Here is an 18,389-nt window from a genome sequence, read left to right as displayed (position 1 = left end):
AGAAATGGTCCCCCCGACCGGACTTGAACCAGTGACCAATCGATTATGAGTCGACTGCTCTAACCAACTGAGCTACGGGGGGAGGTTAGGACTAAAGCGAGGGGCATTATAGATAAAAAAAGAATGAAAAGCTATCCTTTATGATTTGTTAGAATAAAAAATAACCTTATTTATTTAAATTTTTGATATATCAAAACGTGTGAGATCAATATAATCAGGAGTAGAGTAGAATTGGCTGAGTGCATGGCGCAGTTGTTCGGCTCTTTGTGGTAGACCTTGTTTTGCATATAGTTTAACTTGATTATATACCGCTTGTTTGAAAGGAGTGGTATCTCCAGTATTACCAGTCAGATTATCAGTACTTGCAAAATAGCGGAAATTAGCGGCAGTAGCGAGTATCCATTCGAGGGCTTGTGGCTTCACTTCAAATTTTTCAAATTCACGTTGTTGTTGCTCATTGCGTCCATCAGGTTCATACCAATAACCAAAATCTTCTAATTTATGACGCTCTTTCCCTGCTACTAGCCAGTGTGAAATTTCGTGTAAGGCACTGCTGTAGTAACCATTAGAAAATAAAATAACATTGTAATTTCGCTTACAGGGTATTCCTCCTTCATCTAAAAATTGAGGAAGATAAATAGGATAATCAGTACCAAAGTCAAAGTCGAGTTTAACGTTGTATGTGTTAAAAAAAGTATCGTTGAAAATTTGGATAAGATCTTCAACCTTGTGGTTATCTTGATGCATTTTTAATCTGAATGTAAAAATAAAGAGAATTATAACGTAATTTTTGTAAAGAGATAATAGCTATTTTTGCGTTTGAGATCGTAAAAATAACGTTAGCTCATTTTTATTTTAAATCAATTATTTGATAATTTGCATTGTTATTATAGGAGATATTATGAAAATTAATTTATTTTCTCGTCCCATTTCAGAAGATACTATTGAAGCTTGGGCTAAAATTCTTGAAGACTTGGCTAAAATAGCATTTATTGCTATGCCTGCGGTGTTATATGGAGAATATACTTTTATTTTTAAAGGTGCTAATATGACTATGTTAGCTCTGGTAGGCTACATTTTTTTATTAGAAGCAAAAATTTTAAGAAATAATAAATCAAAATATCAAGAAAGGAGTTGATAATGTGGTTAACAGTGGGTTTAAGTATTGTGCTGGTAATAGCTTTGGGTATCCTTTGGGCAATAGAGCATTCTTTAAAAGATACACCAGATCGTAAATAACACTTATTCAAAAACATCCAACACAAGTTTTGTTAAGCAATCGATGAGCATTAGCTCTTGATTGACTGTGTTAATATGAATGAGATCTTGTTGAGTTTGTTGGATAATGTTATGTCCTTTCAATAATTTTTGAGCGGTGAGTTGTTGACTAAATATCACAATACCTTTTTGTAAATCTGGATTTATCCAATGAGTATTAATATTCATTTGAGCTTTTAGAGCATCACTAAAAAATGAAGCTAGCCAGTCAAGTTGTTCTAATATATCTTCTTTTTCTTTATCAAAAGCACGTAGCAGTAATAGAATATTGTTACTTTTATAAAATCGCCAAAAGGTTTGTAAAAAACTTTTCCGCTGTGATAAGCGGTCAGATTCAATGAACTTTTTGCAAAAAAGTGGGCGATAATGACAGAGTTTAAGTGCTGTTTCTATTTCTTCTGAGGTTATTTTGGGATATTGCTGCTGAAGCCATTCTACGCTAGTTTGTTGTTGTGGCGAGTGAATAATCCATTGTTGGCAACGGCTTTGAATTGTAGCAATAATAGTAGATTGTAATGGTGATTTTAGAAGAAAATAGATATCGTTATTTGGTTCTTCTAAGGATTTAAGCAGTGCATTGGCGCTGGATTCATTAAGTTTATCTATATCTGAAATATACACCACAATATTGCCATCTTGTTGTGCAAATTGTTGTAACTGGCTATTCAAGCCACGAATTTGATCGATACCTATTTCTTTATTGTCTATAGATTGCAATAGATGAAAATCTGGGTGATTTTCACTTTCTACTAATAAACAGCTTTTGCATTGGTAACAAGGTTGATCATTATGAGGCTGATGGCATAACAACCAATGAGCAAAATGGCGAATTAATTTATCAGTACCTAAACCGAGTTCTGTTTTAAACAGTAAAGCGTGATGGCGATGGTTTTGTAAAAATGCATCGGTAAGCTGTTGGTATAAGTTATATTGCCAAGGATAAAGTTTCATAAAGATTGTATGCTAAAAAAATGGTGTGTGTATTTCATTATTTTAGCGTTTTTTTGCAAATTTTTCTATAAATCTTACCGCTTATAGGGTTATTTATGCGATAATTAACAGAATTTTTTCGTTATTTTAGGATTTCAGATTTATGCGCAATCAATACCAAGGAAAAAAAGTGACTATTGTTGGCTTAGGTCAAACAGGTCTTTCTTGTGTCGATTATTTTTTAGATAAAAAAGTTGAGTTACGAGTGATTGATACTCGACCTCATCCGACTGGTGTGGATAAATTGCCAAAAGAGATTGCATTACACACGGGTAGCTTAAATTTGGATTGGTTATTAAACTCTGATTTAGTGGTGATTAGCCCTGGTCTTGCATTAGCAACACCTGAAATTCAACAGGTTTTAAAAGCAGGTATTGAAGTCGTTGGAGATATTGAATTATTTTGCCGTGAAGCGACTGCACCAATTATTGCGATTACTGGTTCTAACGGTAAAAGTACTGTGACTGCATTAACCGCAGATATGGCAAGACAAGCAGGGTTAAAAGTGGGTATGGGTGGAAATATTGGTGTGCCTGCGTTAACGTTATTAAAAAAAGAGTATGAATTATATGTGTTAGAGCTATCTAGTTTTCAATTAGAAACCACGTTTTCCCTTAAAGCAAAAGCAGCGACAGTGTTGAATATTTGTGAAGATCATATGGATCGTTATGAATCATTAGAAGGGTATCGTCAGGCAAAATTGCGAATTTACCATAATGCTGAAAATGTGATTGTTAATAGCGAAGATAAACAAACTTATCCTGATGAAGCGGTTAGTTCTGAGATAGATTTTGCAGAAAATGGTGCAAGGTATTCTGTTAAAAACGGACAGTTATATTCTTATCAAAGACCAATGATAGAGATTGAAAAATTAAAAATAACAGGGCGTCATAATATGTTAAATGCTCTGGCAGCGGTCGCTTTGGCAGAGGCAGCTAACATTCCCTCTCACGGAATAATTAACGCATTATACACTTACGGTGGTTTAGATCATCGCTTTCAGCTAGTGCCGACTAATGATGGTATTATTTGGATTAACGATTCGAAAGCGACCAATGTTGGCAGTACTGTTGCTGCCTTAACAGGTTTGAACGTTGAAGGGACATTATATTTATTATTAGGTGGTGATGGTAAAGGGGCTGATTTTTCAGAATTAACTCCGTTAATTAATCAACCGTATATTCAGTGTTATTGTTTTGGAAAAGACGGCGCTAAACTGGCTCAGTTAACAGAGCAAAGTGTGATAGTAGAGTCAATGATAGAGGCGGTGGCGCAGATTCGTCCACGTTTAAGACAAGGGGATATGGTATTGCTGTCACCTGCTTGTGCAAGTTTAGATCAATTTCCTAACTTTGAAGTACGAGGACAAAAATTTATGGAATTAGCATTAGGAGATGGGCGTTATGTTTGAATGGTTAATGCCTGACAAATGGTTTCGATTAACACCTAAAACATCTCTTTATGATCGTACATTAGTTTGGTTGTTTTTAGCTTTGTTGGTGTTTGGTTTTGTGATGGTGACGTCGGCATCGATCCCTGTGAGTACAAGGTTATTTAATAACCCTTTCTATTTTGCAATTAGAGACGGTGCTTATGTGATTACATCATTATGCATTTTTGTCTTTTTTATTCAGATTCCTGTAAGGCAATGGGAAAAATACAATATTCTGTTATTTTTTATTGCTTTTGTATTATTGTTTACCGTTTTGTTTGTGGGGCGTAATATTAATGGTGCAACACGTTGGATCTCACTGGGACCTGTTAATTTCCAACCTGCGGAATTAGCTAAATTGGCGATTATTTGCTACTTTGCGAGTTTTTATGTGAGAAAATTTGATGAAATGCGAAATAGAATGATGAGTTTTGTTCGCCCAATGGTCATTTTGAGTCTTTTTAGTGTATTGCTTATTTTGCAACCAGACTTAGGAAGTACTGTTGTTATCTTTGTTCTCACTTTTGCGATGTTATTTATTATGGGAGCAAGAATACTCCAATTTTTATTTTTAGGTATTACAGGTGGTGGTCTTTTCTTCTTTTTTATTTTGACTTCTGAGTATCGATTAAAGCGAGTAAAAACATTTTTAGACCCTTGGGCAGATGCGTACGGGGATGGTTTTCAATTAACAAATTCTCAAATGGCATTTGGGCAAGGTGAGTTATTTGGAAAGGGATTAGGTAATTCGGTTCAAAAATTAGGTTATTTACCTGAAGCTCATACCGATTTTGTGATGGCTGTAGTGGGTGAAGAACTTGGCTTTATTGGTATTTTAGGTATTACTCTACTGTTTGTATTACTCTCTTTGAGAGCCTTAAAAATTAGTCGTCAAGCGTTGCTGTTAGAAGAACGTTTTAAAGGCTTTTTTAGTTTTGGTATTGCAATATGGATTTTTTTACAAAGTTTTGTCAATTTAGGAGTGGCATCAGGTTTGCTTCCAACAAAAGGATTAACCTTTCCTTTGGTGAGTTATGGCGGATCCAGTTTAATGATAATGTCTATTGCTGTTGCTATTTTACTAAGAATTGATTATGAAAACCGTTTAGCCGATGTTAAATATGCAATTCCTAAGATTGATGAGTAACTTATATTGATAGAGGAGAGTGATTTGCAAAAAGTTTGTCAAATCATACCGCTATCTTTTTGAAATGAAACCGTTTAGGTTAAAATATTGACTGAATTTAGATATAAATAAAAGAAAATAGAGAAAGAGAACAAATGACAAAAAAATTACTTGTGATGGCAGGGGGAACAGGAGGACACGTTTTTCCTGCTATAGCAGTGGCAACACAATTGCAACAGCAAGGCTGGGAGATTTGTTGGCTGGGTACAAAAGACCGAATGGAAGCAGAGTTAGTACCAAAATATAATATTCCAATTAAGTTTATTCAAATTTCAGGATTGCGAGGTAAAGGAATGGGTGCATTGTTAAAGGCACCTTTTATGACTATAAGAGCAGTATGGCAAGCCCGTAAAATTATTAAACAGTATCAACCCAATGCCGTTTTAGGTATGGGTGGTTATGTGTCAGGACCAGGTGGTATTGCGGCAAAATTATGTGGTGTTCCTGTGGTATTACACGAGCAAAATGCTGTTGCAGGCTTAACCAATGTATTGTTATCAAAAGTCGCAACTCGTGTATTACAAGCTTTTCCTAATGCATTTAAAAATGCAGAAGTTGTAGGAAATCCTGTTCGTCAAGATTTATTTCAACTTCCAACACCAGAACAACGTTTTGCACAACGTGAAGGAGCCATAAAAATTCTAGTAATGGGAGGCTCACAAGGAGCAAGAATTTTAAACCAAACATTGCCACAAATAGCGGGTACATTTGGATCAAAAATTGCAATTTTACATCAAGTCGGTAAGGGTAATTTAGAATGTGTACAACAGCTTTATGCTGAACAATCGGCGGAAAATGTCGTGGTGACTGAATTTATTGATGATGTTGCACAAGCTTATGGTGATGCAGATCTTGTGATTTGTCGCTCAGGTGCATTAACCGTGTGTGAAATAGCTGCAGCGGGAGTACCTGCTGTTTTTGTACCATTTCAGCACAAGGATCGTCAACAATACTTAAATGCAAAATATTTAGAAGAAATAAAAGCGGCCATTATTATTGAACAAAAAGACTTTACTGCTGACAATTTAATAAAGCAGTTACAACCTTTAGTAGCAGATCGTCCGCAGTTATTAGCAATGGCATTAAAGGCTCGTGAAGCTGCTACCCCTCTCTCTGCAAAACGAGTTGCAGAAGTAATTATTGAAGTAACGAAATAGACAAAGGATAAATAATAATAATAATGAAAAATTATCAAGATAAAGTGAGAAAGATTATTCCTGAGATGCGTCGTGTGAAGCAGATCCATTTTATTGGAATTGGTGGTGCAGGAATGAGTGGTATTGCAGAAATTTTGTTGAATGAAGGTTATCAAATTTCAGGTTCAGATATTGCTGAAAGCCCTATAACACAAAATTTTGTTAAAAATGGTGCAAAGGTTTTTATAGGTCATCGTGCTGAAAATATTGATGGTGCAAATGTAGTAGTGGTGTCTAGTGCGATTGATGAACAAAATCCTGAAGTGGTTGCTGCAAAACAACAACGTATTCCTGTTATTCAACGCGCTCAAATGTTAGCGGAGATTATGCGTTTTCGTCACGGTATTGCTGTGGCGGGGACACACGGTAAAACCTCAACAACAGCAATGCTTTCAATGGTGTATGCTCAAGCAAAATTAGATCCTACTTTTGTTAATGGTGGATTAGTTAAATCTGCTGGGAAAAATGCTCATCTTGGTGCAAGTCGTTATTTGATTGCTGAAGCAGATGAAAGTGACGCGTCATTTTTACATCTACAACCGATGGTGTCTGTGGTGACGAATATTGAACCCGATCATATGGATACTTATGGTGGGTCTTTTGATAAAATGAAAGAAACCTATGTTAAATTTTTACATAATTTACCTTTTTATGGATTGGCAGTAATGTGTGCAGATGATGCTGATTTAATGGAAATGGTTCCTAAGGTTGGGCGTCAGGTGATTACTTATGGGTTTAGTGAAACGGCGGATTATCGCATTGATAATTATGAGCAAACAGGATTTCAAGGTCACTATACTGTGATTTGCCCAACGGGTGAAAAAATAAATGTATTGTTAAATGTACCGGGTAAGCATAATGCACTGAATGCAACGGCGACCTTAGCCGTTGCGAAAGAAGAGAATATTGATAATGAAGCGATTTTAACCGCTTTAGCAGATTTTCAGGGCGCTGGAAGACGTTTTGATCAGTTGGGTGAATTTATTCGTCCAAAAGGCAAAGTTCGCCTTGTTGATGATTACGGACATCACCCTACTGAGGTTGATGTCACTATCAAGGCAGCAAGGGATGGTTGGAAAGGAAAAAGAATAGTGATGATTTTTCAGCCTCATCGTTATTCTCGAACTCGTGATTTATTTGATGATTTTGTAAAAGTCTTGTCGAATGTGGATGTATTGGTTATGCTTGAAGTGTATGCTGCAGGGGAAACACTGATTACAGGAGCAGATAGTCGATCTTTGTGTCGCTCTATTCGTAATTTAGGTAAAATTGATCCCATTTTAGTCTCTGATGTAGAGCAACTTGGGGAGGTGTTAGATCAAGTCATTCAAGATGGCGATTTAGTGTTAGCTCAAGGTGCTGGAAGTGTGAGTAAGATTTCACGTAATTTGGCAGAAAGCTGGAGAGAATAATGAATTTAAAAAAAGAAAAAATAGCAGTTCTATTTGGTGGTGTTTCTTCGGAAAGAGAGGTGTCATTAACATCGGGTCAAGCTGTTTTTGATGCATTGAAAAGTTTAGGTTATAACGTTGAAGCGGTAGATACTAAATTTACTCCAGTAGAACAATTAAAAGAGATGGGTTTTCAGCGAGTATTTAATATTTTACATGGTGGTATTGGTGAAAATGGGATATTACAGGGTGTTTTAGATCAGTTAAATATTCCTTATACTGGTAGTGGTGTAATGGCTTCTGCGGTAACAATGGATAAGTTTAGAACAAAACTGTTATGGAAGGCAGTAGGGCTTCCAACTGCGGAAATGGAAATTGTACGCAAAGGGGAAGCGGTACGATCCGATGAAATTTTTGCAAAATTAGGGCTCCCTCTTTTTGTGAAACCTGCTTGTGAAGGTTCAAGTGTTGGTGTGGTAAAAGTAAAAGAAAAAGAACAATTAATTCCAGCCATTGAAGAAGCCTTAAAGTATGATGACACCGTATTAATTGAAGAATTTTTAGCAGGAGCGGAGTATTCTGTACCAGTATTAGGCGATGAAGTGCTACCTACGGTACAGGTGATTCCAGATGGTGAGTTTTATGATTATCACGCTAAATATATTTCTGATAAAACACAATATATTTGTCCTGCATTAGATGATAAACGTCAAGCTGAAATTGCTGAATTAGTGATGAAAGCTCATAAAGTATTGGGATGCAGAGCTTGGAGTAGAATTGATGTGATGGAAAATGCTAAAGGGGAGTTTTTCCTTATGGAAGCGAATACTTGTCCAGGTATGACAACACACAGTTATTTTCCTTTTGCTGCTCAAAAAATAGGTTATACTTTTGAGCAACTTGTTGAGCGTATTCTGGAGTTAAGTGTGTAATGTTTAACAAAAGTGATCAGGTATTTGCTAAACGGAAGAAACAAAGTAAAAAGGTAAGAAAGGGATTACGTAAGGGGCGTGAGCATAAATCATACTCTCTTTTTATTTTTATTTTTATTCGTCCTTTGGTAATATTATTTTGTATAGTATCGATTTATGCTATTTATAGTAGTGAAACGCGTTGGTTTGAAAAACTTGATCGTACACCAATAGAGGTTTATGGACTGACTCACAAGCTTCAATTTACAACGGATACTGATATTCGAGATGCGCTGGTTACAGGTTCTCCGATGAAAGGTTACTTTGGACAAGATGTAAAGCAGATTGAGAAAAAGTTGTTAGCCATTCCTTGGGTTAGAAGTGTAGTAGTGAGAAAAGTGTGGCCGAATAAGCTGAGTTTAACGCTTTTTGAGCATAATCCAATTGCATTATGGAATGATACTAAATTATTATCAGATCGAGGTGTGGTGTTTAATTTACCTTTTGATAGAGTGAATCGATCGGGGTTTCCAATACTCTATGGACCTGAAACAGAAGGAAAAAAAGTATTAAATGCGTGGGGGAAGATTAAGCAAGATTTAATTGTACGGAACTTAATATTACAATCTGTTGCCATAGATAGTAGAGGTTCGTGGAAGATTACATTATCAAATGGAATACAGTTATTATTGGGAAGGGGGGATTGGCTTCCTAAAATAGATCGTTTTGTGAAAATTTTCCCTAAAATTGATGTGCCAAAAGGAAAAATGATATCCTATGTCGATTTGCGTTATAAATATGGCGCTGCGGTAGGATTTGTTTTAAAAAATAAGTAGAAAAATATGTCAAAAATTGCAGAATCTAAGATTATTGTTGGTTTGGAAGTAGGATCGTCGAAGATCGTTGCTGTTGTTGGTGAAGTGTTGCCAGATGCAGTTGTAAATGTGCTAGGAACAGGAGTTTGTCCTTCTAAAGGTATTAAACGTGGTAGTGTGATAGATTTAGAAGCTGTAACGAATGCGATAAGACGAGCAATCGAACAAGCAGAATCTATTGCTAATTGTGATATTAAAGGTGTAACGTTAGCGATTACTGGAGAGCATATTCGTACCGTTAATGAACTTGGAAGTGTTGCAATTAAAAATGGGGAAGTAACTCATAGTGATATCGATTTTGCAATTCATACGGCTCGTTCTGTAAAGTTAACAGAAGGCGCAGAGATGCTGCACGTTATTCCACAGGAATATAAAGTCGATCATTTAGAAAGAACTAAAAAACCATTAGGTTTAGAAGGTGTTCGCTTACAAGCTCAAGTTCATCTTATTACTTGTCACCAAGATTGGTTACGTAATTTGCGTAAAGCAGTTGAAAATAACAAATTAAATATTGACCAAGTTGTTTTTTCTGGGATTGCATCAAGTTATTCTGTTTTAACTGAAGATGAAATGGAATTAGGGGTGTGCCTTGTTGATATTGGTGGTGGAACAATGGATATTTTGGTGTATGCGGATGGTGCATTACGCTATAGTAAAGTTATTCCATTTGCGGGTATTGATGTGACTCAATACGTGTCTAAAACCTTTACAACATCACCGAATGATGCTGAAAATATTAAAGTAAAATATGCGAGCGCTATTTTTCCACCAAGTACATTTGTAGATAAAAAAATAGAAGTTTCAGGTTTAGGTGGTCGCCAACCACAAAATATTACTAAGCAGGATTTTTCTGCCATTACTTCAGAATGTTATACTGATTTGTTAAAATTAATTCAGCGTGAATTAGAAATTTTACAAGTTGAACTAAAACAAAAAGAGATTAAATTTGATTTAACAGCAGGTGTTGTATTGACGGGGGGTGGGGCACAGGCAGAGGATATTGTAGAATGTGCAAAATCTGTTTTTGGTATTACTGCTCGAGTTGGTTATCCTTTGAATATTACAGGTTTAACAGATTATGTAAATAAACCACAATATGCCACTGTACTAGGCTTATTACAATATAGCTACTTAAATAGTGATGATATGAATAATCAACCATTACCATTAAATAATGATAGTGGAATTTTTAGTGTTTTTAAAAGATTATATAATTGGGTAAAATCCAACTTTTAGTTTGCTCGTGTTGAAGCTGAGAAGAAAATTAACATAAATCACTTATTTTGATTAATAATTTGTTATAAAATAGTCATTTTTATGGATTATAAATACACTAAGTATGCAATGCTGTTTTGATTGTGGTAGTATATCGGTTTAGAATAGACTCAAAATGAATAATGAACAGTGAATAATAATAAAGTTTTTTGGAAGTTTATATAATTGAAACAAATAACGTTTTTAGATAGAAAGTGTGAGTTTAGAATTTGCACATTAGGGAGAATAAATAATGTTTGAACCAGTATATGAAGTAACACCTGATGCAGTAATTAAGGTTGTTGGCGTTGGCGGCGGTGGCGGTAACGCACTAAATCATATGGTTGAAGGTCAATCTGAGGATAGTGAAGTCGGAAGTGGTGTTGAGTTTTTTTCAGTAAATACTGATGCTCAAGCATTGCGTAAAACAGCTGTACGTCAAACAATCCAAATCGGTGATAAAATTACTAAAGGGCTTGGTGCTGGCGCTAATCCAAACGTAGGTCGTCAAGCGGCTGAAGATGATAGAGATGCTTTGACGAATATGTTATCTGGTGCTGATATGGTGTTTATTTCTGCAGGTATGGGGGGAGGTACTGGTACTGGTGCAGCGCCTGTTATTGCAGAGATAGCAAAAAATGCTGAACCGCCTGCGTTAACAGTTGCCATTGTGACAAAGCCTTTCAGATTTGAAGGTGCTAAGCGTATGAGTTACGCTGAGCAAGGCATTGCAGAATTATCTAAGCACGTTGATTCATTAATTATTATTCCTAATGATAAACTATTAAAAGTTTTACCTAAAAACATTAAGATGTTAGATGCTTTTAAAGCAGCAAACGATGTATTACGTAATGCAGTATTAGGTATTACAGATATGATTACGTCTCCTGGTCTAATCAATGTGGATTTTGCTGATGTTAAGACAGTAATGTCAGAGATGGGACGAGCAATGATGGGTACAGGTATTGCAGAGGGAGAAGGTAGAGCAGAAAAAGCTGCACAAGATGCCGTTGCAAGCCCATTATTGGAAGATGTAGATTGGTCTGAAGCTAAGGGGATTTTGGTTAGTATTACATCAGGTATGGATATTGAATTAAGTGAAGTTTATGAAGTGATGGATTATATTCACGAATATGCTTCTTCTGATGCGACTGTAGTATTTGGTACTTCAATTTATCCAGAAATGGAAGGGCAGATTCGAGTAACACTTGTTGCTACAGGTATAGGGCCTTCTGAGCAAGAACTAAAAGCATTGAATGGCAGAAATATGCGTAATATCAATGTTAATTATCAGCAAAGAGTACAGCAATCTCAGCAACCTCAAGTTGAACCAACACCAACGGGAAGTGCTGGTTATGAACCAGCTCAATCTCAGCAGTTTGAGAAAAGCAGTAATCAACCTCATAGAGTTGATGAGAATAAATTATTTTCTCCATCATCAATTCCTGATTTTTTAAAGAAATAGAATGAATGGGTTAAATTAATATATATGGTTAAGCAAAGAACACTTAAGAAAGCGATAAAAGTAACAGGAATAGGGTTACATAGTGGTAAAAAAGTAACTCTCAGGTTACGTCCTGCTCCTAGTAATACTGGGGTGCTTTATGTTCGTACTGATTTAGATCCTGCTGTTTATTTTCCTGCTAGAGCGGATAGTATTCGTGATACTACTCTTTGTACTTGTATGGTTAATGATGATGGTGTGAAAATTTCAACTGTGGAGCATTTGAATGCGGCAATGTCAGCTGTTGGTTTAGATAACATCATTGTTGAGGTTGATGCGCCTGAAATTCCAATTATGGATGGCAGTTCAAGCCCTTTCATTTATTTATTATTAAGTGCAGGGATTGAAGAGCAAAATGCATTGAAAAAATTTATTCGCATAAAAGAGACGGTACGAGTAGTAGAAGAAGACAAATGGGCAGAATTGAAACCTTATAATGGATTTAAATTAGATTTTACTATTGATTTTTCTCACCCTGCAATCAGTAAGGATGTAGGTCACTATCAAATGGAGTTTTCTGCACAGAACTTTATTCAACAGCTTAGTCGTGCAAGAACCTTTGGGTTTATGAAAGATATTGAAAAACTTCAATCAATGGGACTTGTTTTAGGTGGAAGTTTAGATAATGCTATTGTATTTGATAAATATCGTATTTTAAACGAAGAGGGGTTACGCTTTCCTGATGAGTTAGTGCGTCATAAAATGTTAGATGCAGTAGGCGATCTATTTATGTGTGGTTATAATATCATTGGTGAATTTACTGCATATAAATCAGGACACGGTGTTAATAATAAATTATTAAGAGCAGTACTTGAAAATGAAAATGCGTGGGAGTTTGTGACTTTTGAAGATAAAGTAACGGTACCACGAGGATATCAAGTGAAACAGCATATGCTTGTTTAGAAAGTTCGTTTTATTTGGCATAGTAGACAAAATAGTTGGTAAAAAATGGGTTAAAGCTTTATATTACTGTGCTTTAGCCCACTTTTTTGAAAATGAATAAAAAACTTGTCCTTTTTGTCATAAAACGAATATTCACAAATATGGTACCCAAAATAATGTTCAACGTTATAAATGCTCTATTTGTAATAAAACTTTTACCTTCAAAAAATCCTTAAATTCAAGCCAAATTTGGCTAGATTACACAGAAGGTAAACAAACCTATAAGCAACTAGCAATTAAATATAATTGCTCTGTTAGAACTATTCAAAGATATGTTTTAAAAGCCCCTAAAACGCCATTAAATATCCCACAAAATAATAAATTGAACTTAATGATGGATACCACTTTCTTTGGTCGAAATTTTGGTGTTCTCGTTTTTATGGACACTTTATCAAAGAAGGTAATTTATCATCAAATTGTGACAACAGAAAAAAATCTTTATTATCTATTAGCAATGAATAAATTAAGAGAAAAAGGCTATATTATTCAATCTATTACTTGTGATGGAAGACGAGGATTATTAAGAGATTTTTTAAATACGCCTGCACAACTTTGCCAATTTCATCAAATAACAAATGTAATAAGGAAATTAACAAGGAACCCTAAATCTGAAGCGGGAAAAGAGCTAAAAATATTAGTTAAAACATTAAAAAATAGCTCTAAAAACGAGTTCTATATTAATTTACATTATTGGTATTTAAAACATAAAGAATATTTAAATGAACGCTCCGATAAAATAAATGAAAAGGGTAAATATCCTTTTAAACATCGTAATATAAGAAGTGCTTACAGGAGCTTAAAATATAATATGGATTATTTATTTACTTTTGAAAAATATCCTGAATTAAATATAGAAAAAACAACAAATAGGCTTGAAAGTTTATTTGGAGAACTTAAACGAAAACTATCTAATCATAATGGTTTAACCAAATACCATAAGATTATGTTTATAAAAGATTTTCTAAATAAAAGGAGTTGGTAATTATTTATAAAATAATAAAAACCAACTCATTTGTCTACTATGGGCATAGCTCCTCAAAATTACCAACTATTTTGTCTACTATGCCTTTTATTTTAAACCTCAAGAAACCTCGTGTGAAATCAAAGCACGAGGTTTTTGTTATTTATCACTTATTCTGTTTTAACTGAGACTGTGAGATTAATTAGATCTTGTTCACTTAAAATTTCAATATCCAACTCTTGAGCTTTAGTTAATTTTGACCCCGCTTTTTCACCTGCAATTAAGAAGTCTGTTTTGCTGGATACACTTCCAGAGACTTTACATCCCATACTTTGCAACAAGGCTTTTGCTTGATCTCGTGTGAGTTGTGATAGAGAGCCTGTGAGTACCACATTTTTATTTTTGAGAGGGTTATCTTTAATATCTTGCTGTACGATATTTTCCCAATGTACTCCGAGTGCAATTAATTCTTCCACTACCGAAATATTATGTGGTTCTAGCCAAAAGCGATAGATATGATTAGCTACAACATCTCCTACATCTTGAACTTCTTTTAATTGCTCAAGATTTGCTTCACGAATTGCTTCAAGAGAGCCAAAATGATTCGCTAAATTGAGCGCTGTTGCCTCTCCCACCTCACGTATACCTAATGAAAAGAGAAAACGAGCAAGGGTAGTAGATTTGGCTTTTTCTATACTTTGTAATGCGTTTTGTGCAGATTTTTCTCCCATTCTTTCAAGGCGAACTAGCATTTCTTTTTCAAGCTTAAAAAGATCAGCAGGTGTATGAACAATTTCTTTCTTCATTAATTGTTCAATAAGCTTTTCTCCCACTCCATCAATATCCATAGCTTTACGAGAGACAAAATGTTTTAAAATCTCTCTGCGTTGTGCGTTACAGAATAATCCTCCAGTACAACGTATAATAGCCTCTCCTTCAATTCGGACGATAGAAGAGTTACAAACAGGGCAAGCGGTAGGATAAGTGATACTTTTTGCAAATTCAGGACGACGTTCTAAAACAACACCAACAATTTTGGGAATAACATCGCCTGCTCGACGTACAATCACAGTATCATTAATACAAATCCCTAAACGTTCAATTTCATCACTGTTATGTAGGGTTGCATTACTTACGGTAACACCACCTACAAATACAGGCTCTAATTTTGCAACTGGAGTAATCGCTCCCGTTCGTCCTACTTGAAATTCAACGTCATTTAAAATTGTCATTTCTTCTTGAGCGGGAAATTTATAAGCAATTGCCCAACGAGGTGCTTTAGAGATAAAACCTAATTGTTCTTGAAGTTTAATGTCGTTAATTTTAAGTACAGTGCCATCAATATCATAGCCAAGAGAATCACGTTTGTACTCAATAGAATGATAAAACTCGATTAACCCTTCTCTTCCAGTAGCAAGTTTTATTTCATTATTAATAGGAATGCCAATAGACTTTAGCCATTGTAAACGTGAAAAATGTGTATTAGGGAGTGGTTGCTCACTTTCATAAATACCAATGCCATAGGCATTTAGTGTTAAAGGACGTTGACGAGTAATATTAGGATCGAGTTGGCGTAAAGAGCCCGCTGCTGCATTACGTGGATTTGCGAATGTTTTTTCTCCTTTGGAGAGTGCTTTTTCATTAAGTAAATTAAAACCTTTGTGCGGCATAAACACTTCTCCACGTACTTCTAAATGAGCAGGTGGATGTGTCATATTAAGTTTTAATGGAATATTACGAATAGTGCGAATATTGGCTGTAATATCTTCTCCTGTCGCTCCATCTCCTCGTGTTGCGGCTTGAGTGAGAATACCATTTTTATAAAGAATACTGACGGCAAGTCCATCTAATTTGGGTTCACAACAAAACTCAAGAGAAGAAACATTAATTGCAACACGATCTTGAATGCGACGTAAAAAATGATCCAACTCATCATCGGAAAATGCATTATCTAAAGAAAGCATTGGCACTCTATGTGTTACCTGACTAAAACCATCTAAAGGTTTAGCTCCAACTCGTTGAGTGGGTGAATCGGCAGTAATAAGATCGGGATATGTTAGTTCTAACTCTTTGAGTTTATTCATTAAACGATCATATTCTGCATCTGGTACGATCGGGTTATCTAATACGTGGTAATGGTATTCATACTTACGTAGTTGATCTTTTAGTTCATTATGTTTAGTTTCGATAGAGTTTGACATTGCGCTTATTCTCGATAAAAAAGACCGCTCACAAGCGGTCTGTTTAAGATAAAAATTTACAAATTATTGTACACGTTGTATATATTCTAAGTGAGATTGTTCATCAAATAAAGTATGTTTATCATTTAAGACGAAGCCACCAAGTGACTGAGATAAACTTTCTACAGTACTGATCATCAAGCGTAAATTGGCAACATCTTTTCCTGATAATGAGGGTATATGCATAAAAAAGACCAATCCAATGGTTGAAAAACTATCTATTTTACTGAGATCAAAAACGCCAGGTTGTATCATATTGGCAACACTGAAAATAATAGGACTTGCAGCATTATCTATATGGCGATGGAAAATTTGATGCTCACCATATTGGAATCCCATCTCCTCTAGTTTATGTATAATCTCTTCACCTTTAAATTCTGTATTTTCAGGAGCAACGAGGTACAGTGTAATAATTTGCTCTTTTACATCACTTTTTTCTTGTTCAGCTATTTTTGGAGCATCCAATTCAGGTTCTTGTTCTTCTGTATCTTGATTGGAAAATAAAGACGGCTGAATCTCTTCAATTTGTTGTTTATTTGGAACACTTTCCTCATCATTTAAACTGATTTTGATACTTTTCAGTGATTGTTCCATATCACGATTGCTTCCAGCATTTATTGCTCTCTCAGGTTGAGATGCTGTCTGAGATGTTTTCTTGAAAGATGGCTCATTTAAAGGTGTAATAGGCTGTTGAGGTCTGTTTGAAAAATTATTTTCAAACATCTGTGATTTTTCTTTGTGGGAAGACAGTATAGAATAGCCAATTAACAGAGCAATCAGTATTCCTGCAGAAATAAAGAAAATTATTGAGAGTTCCATTGTGTCCTCGTTATTTAAAGTTTATGCTTTGTAAAAATAGTTGGAATAGCTTACCATATTTCTACGCATTTTTTAAAAAATATAAGGAAAAATATTATGACTTTATTGCTATCTCCTCCTCAAAATCAGTTTGAAAAGGGGATTTATTACTTTACCTTTGGTTGGCGTTTAATTTTTCAACATAAATTATTTGTTTTTATCCTTTTTCCATTACTGATTAATATCGGATTGATTGTGGGATTGTTGTGGCTTTTTATCATTAATATTGATGACTGGCTTAATTCTTTAGTGAGCTTTATGCCAAGCTGGTTAGATTGGATTACAGTTGTGCTGGTTCCTCTTGCGATTTTAAGTTTAATTATTGTGTTTTATTTTACTTTTACGACATTAGCTAATTTTATTGCGGCACCCTTTAATGTCTTATTAGCAGAGAAAGTCGAGCTACAATTAACAGGAGAGTTGGTTCTTAATACTTCTTTGACAGATATGCTAAAGGATATACCTAGAATGTTAAAAAGGGAATGGCAAAAGATGATGTATGCGTTGCCTAGAGTATTATTTTTATTTATTCTTGGTTTTACACCACTACTTGGTCAAACTGTCATTCCATTGCTGTTTTTTGTATTCAGTTGTTGGATGTTGGCCATTCAGTATTGTGATTATCCTTTTGATAATCATAAAATTAGTTTTATTCGAATGCAAAAAGCGCTTTCTCAGTATAAAACAATGAATTTTACTTTTGGAACATTAGTAAGTATTGCGACGTTGATTCCAGTGATTAACTTAGTCATTATGCCTGTAGCTGTTTGTGGTGCAACAGCAATGTGGGTAAAAGAATATCGTTCATTCTTTTTAAATAGTCATTTAGGTGAGTTTGATGATAGAAAAACAATGAAGAAAAATGTGAAATATAATGGATAGAAAGAGATATAAATGCATAAATTGAGTGTAATCCTCTTTTTAAAGTTTGTCTAAATTGAGGATAAGCGGTGCGATTTTGATAAAAATTTGCTAAAATGGTGATCTGTTTATAATTTGAGGTTTATGATGGAAACAATTGAAAAAATTAAGAAGCAAATTGGTGAAAATCCTATTCTTATTTATATGAAAGGATCTCCAAAATTCCCTTCTTGTGGTTTTTCAGCGCGAGCAGTAGAAGCATTAATGGGGTGTCAGGTTCCTTTTGGTTATGTAGATATTTTAACTAATCCTGATATTAGAGCTGAGTTACCTAAATATGCTCAATGGCCAACTTTTCCACAATTGTGGGTAGATGGAGAGCTAGTAGGGGGCTGTGATATTATTTTGGAAATGTATCAAAAGGGTGAACTACAAACTTTGTTAAAAGAAGTAGCAGAAAAAACGAGTTCAATCTAACATAACTAAAAAGGGAGTATAACGCTCCCTTTT

General features: G+C 34.9%; 16 protein-coding genes, 1 tRNA gene and 1 pseudogene. 13 read left to right on the top strand and 5 right to left on the bottom strand.

Translation table 11 applies throughout. From position 1 onward, the window contains the following. Positions 1–5: 5 nt before the first annotated feature. Positions 6–82, bottom strand: a tRNA-Ile gene (locus tag A6B44_RS07485). A 92-nt stretch (positions 83–174) separates the two neighbouring features. Continuing rightward, on the bottom strand, positions 175–747 hold the full coding sequence (locus A6B44_RS07480; RefSeq protein WP_090921267.1) for an elongation factor P hydroxylase: 573 nt from the start codon (positions 745–747) through the stop codon (positions 175–177). 154 nt (positions 748–901) lie between these two features. Here A6B44_RS07480 and A6B44_RS07475 point away from each other — a divergent pair, with 154 nt between their 5' ends. Further along, a complete protein-coding gene (locus tag A6B44_RS07475) occupies positions 902–1,138 on the top strand; it encodes a hypothetical protein (protein WP_090921268.1) in 237 nt (78 codons plus the stop codon). Positions 1,139–1,242: 104 nt separating this feature from the next. Here A6B44_RS07475 and A6B44_RS07470 read toward each other — a convergent pair whose 3' ends face one another. Continuing rightward, the gene (locus tag A6B44_RS07470) at positions 1,243–2,229 is read right to left on the bottom strand and encodes a DNA polymerase III subunit delta' (protein WP_090921269.1); all 987 of its coding nucleotides are present in this window, start codon (positions 2,227–2,229) and stop codon (positions 1,243–1,245) included. Positions 2,230–2,371: 142 nt separating this feature from the next. On the opposite strand from A6B44_RS07470, the gene murD reads away from it, so the two are divergent. The 10 genes and pseudogenes from murD to A6B44_RS07420 form a co-directional block, all read left to right on the top strand. After that, positions 2,372–3,679 (top strand): UDP-N-acetylmuramoyl-L-alanine--D-glutamate ligase, encoded by a 1,308-nt coding sequence (gene murD / locus A6B44_RS07465; RefSeq protein WP_090921270.1) that lies wholly within the window; start codon positions 2,372–2,374, stop codon positions 3,677–3,679. After that, positions 3,672–4,847 (top strand): putative lipid II flippase FtsW, encoded by a 1,176-nt coding sequence (gene ftsW / locus A6B44_RS07460; RefSeq protein ID WP_090921271.1) that lies wholly within the window; start codon positions 3,672–3,674, stop codon positions 4,845–4,847. The genes murD and ftsW overlap by 8 nt, the downstream gene beginning before the upstream one ends. 134 nt (positions 4,848–4,981) lie before the next feature. Continuing rightward, positions 4,982–6,043 carry an undecaprenyldiphospho-muramoylpentapeptide beta-N-acetylglucosaminyltransferase gene (gene murG / locus A6B44_RS07455; protein ID WP_090921272.1) on the top strand — a complete coding sequence of 354 codons (1,062 nt, stop codon included), beginning with the start codon at positions 4,982–4,984 and terminating at the stop codon, positions 6,041–6,043. Between the two features lie 23 nt (positions 6,044–6,066). Then, on the top strand, positions 6,067–7,494 hold the full coding sequence (gene murC / locus A6B44_RS07450) for a UDP-N-acetylmuramate--L-alanine ligase (RefSeq protein WP_090921273.1): 1,428 nt from the start codon (positions 6,067–6,069) through the stop codon (positions 7,492–7,494). Continuing rightward, complete coding sequence (locus A6B44_RS07445; protein ID WP_090921274.1) at positions 7,494–8,405, top strand: D-alanine--D-alanine ligase; 912 nt, start codon at positions 7,494–7,496, stop codon at positions 8,403–8,405. Before murC ends, A6B44_RS07445 begins: the two co-directional genes overlap by 1 nt. Further along, the gene (locus A6B44_RS07440) at positions 8,405–9,220 is read left to right on the top strand and encodes a cell division protein FtsQ/DivIB (RefSeq protein WP_420801010.1); all 816 of its coding nucleotides are present in this window, start codon (positions 8,405–8,407) and stop codon (positions 9,218–9,220) included. Before A6B44_RS07445 ends, A6B44_RS07440 begins: the two co-directional genes overlap by 1 nt. Positions 9,221–9,226: 6 nt before the next feature. Beyond that, a complete protein-coding gene (ftsA, locus tag A6B44_RS07435; RefSeq protein ID WP_090921275.1) occupies positions 9,227–10,495 on the top strand; it encodes a cell division protein FtsA in 1,269 nt (422 codons plus the stop codon). A 271-nt stretch (positions 10,496–10,766) separates the two neighbouring features. Then, positions 10,767–11,978, top strand: a complete 1,212-nt coding sequence (gene ftsZ, locus A6B44_RS07430; RefSeq protein WP_090921276.1) for a cell division protein FtsZ — start codon at positions 10,767–10,769, stop codon at positions 11,976–11,978. A 24-nt stretch (positions 11,979–12,002) separates the two neighbouring features. Further along, positions 12,003–12,920 carry a UDP-3-O-acyl-N-acetylglucosamine deacetylase gene (lpxC, locus tag A6B44_RS07425; RefSeq protein ID WP_090921277.1) on the top strand — a complete coding sequence of 306 codons (918 nt, stop codon included), beginning with the start codon at positions 12,003–12,005 and terminating at the stop codon, positions 12,918–12,920. 115 nt (positions 12,921–13,035) lie between these two features. After that, positions 13,036–13,941, top strand: a pseudogene (locus tag A6B44_RS07420) (IS256 family transposase, variant Zn-binding type); the annotation flags it as partial. A gap of 149 nt (positions 13,942–14,090) precedes the next feature. Here the strand turns inward: A6B44_RS07420 and ligA are convergent. Beyond that, on the bottom strand, positions 14,091–16,121 hold the full coding sequence (ligA, locus tag A6B44_RS07415) for an NAD-dependent DNA ligase LigA (protein ID WP_090922969.1): 2,031 nt from the start codon (positions 16,119–16,121) through the stop codon (positions 14,091–14,093). Positions 16,122–16,184: 63 nt separating this feature from the next. Then, positions 16,185–16,979, bottom strand: coding sequence for a cell division protein ZipA (gene zipA / locus A6B44_RS07410; protein WP_090922967.1), 795 nt, complete (start codon positions 16,977–16,979; stop codon positions 16,185–16,187). A gap of 96 nt (positions 16,980–17,075) precedes the next feature. On the opposite strand from zipA, the gene cysZ reads away from it, so the two are divergent. Together cysZ and grxD are read left to right on the top strand one after the other, a co-directional pair. Beyond that, complete coding sequence (cysZ, locus tag A6B44_RS07405; RefSeq protein WP_090922965.1) at positions 17,076–17,900, top strand: sulfate transporter CysZ; 825 nt, start codon at positions 17,076–17,078, stop codon at positions 17,898–17,900. Between the two features lie 126 nt (positions 17,901–18,026). Further along, positions 18,027–18,356 (top strand): Grx4 family monothiol glutaredoxin, encoded by a 330-nt coding sequence (grxD, locus tag A6B44_RS07400; RefSeq protein ID WP_090922963.1) that lies wholly within the window; start codon positions 18,027–18,029, stop codon positions 18,354–18,356. Positions 18,357–18,389: the final 33 nt, after the last annotated feature.

The sequence above is a fragment of the Pasteurella skyensis genome (assembly GCF_013377295.1).
Classification (GTDB): Bacteria; Pseudomonadota; Gammaproteobacteria; order Enterobacterales; family Pasteurellaceae; genus Phocoenobacter; species Phocoenobacter skyensis.
The sequence above is the reverse complement of the archived record's forward strand: the minus strand, read 5'-3'. Positions and strand labels throughout refer to the sequence as shown.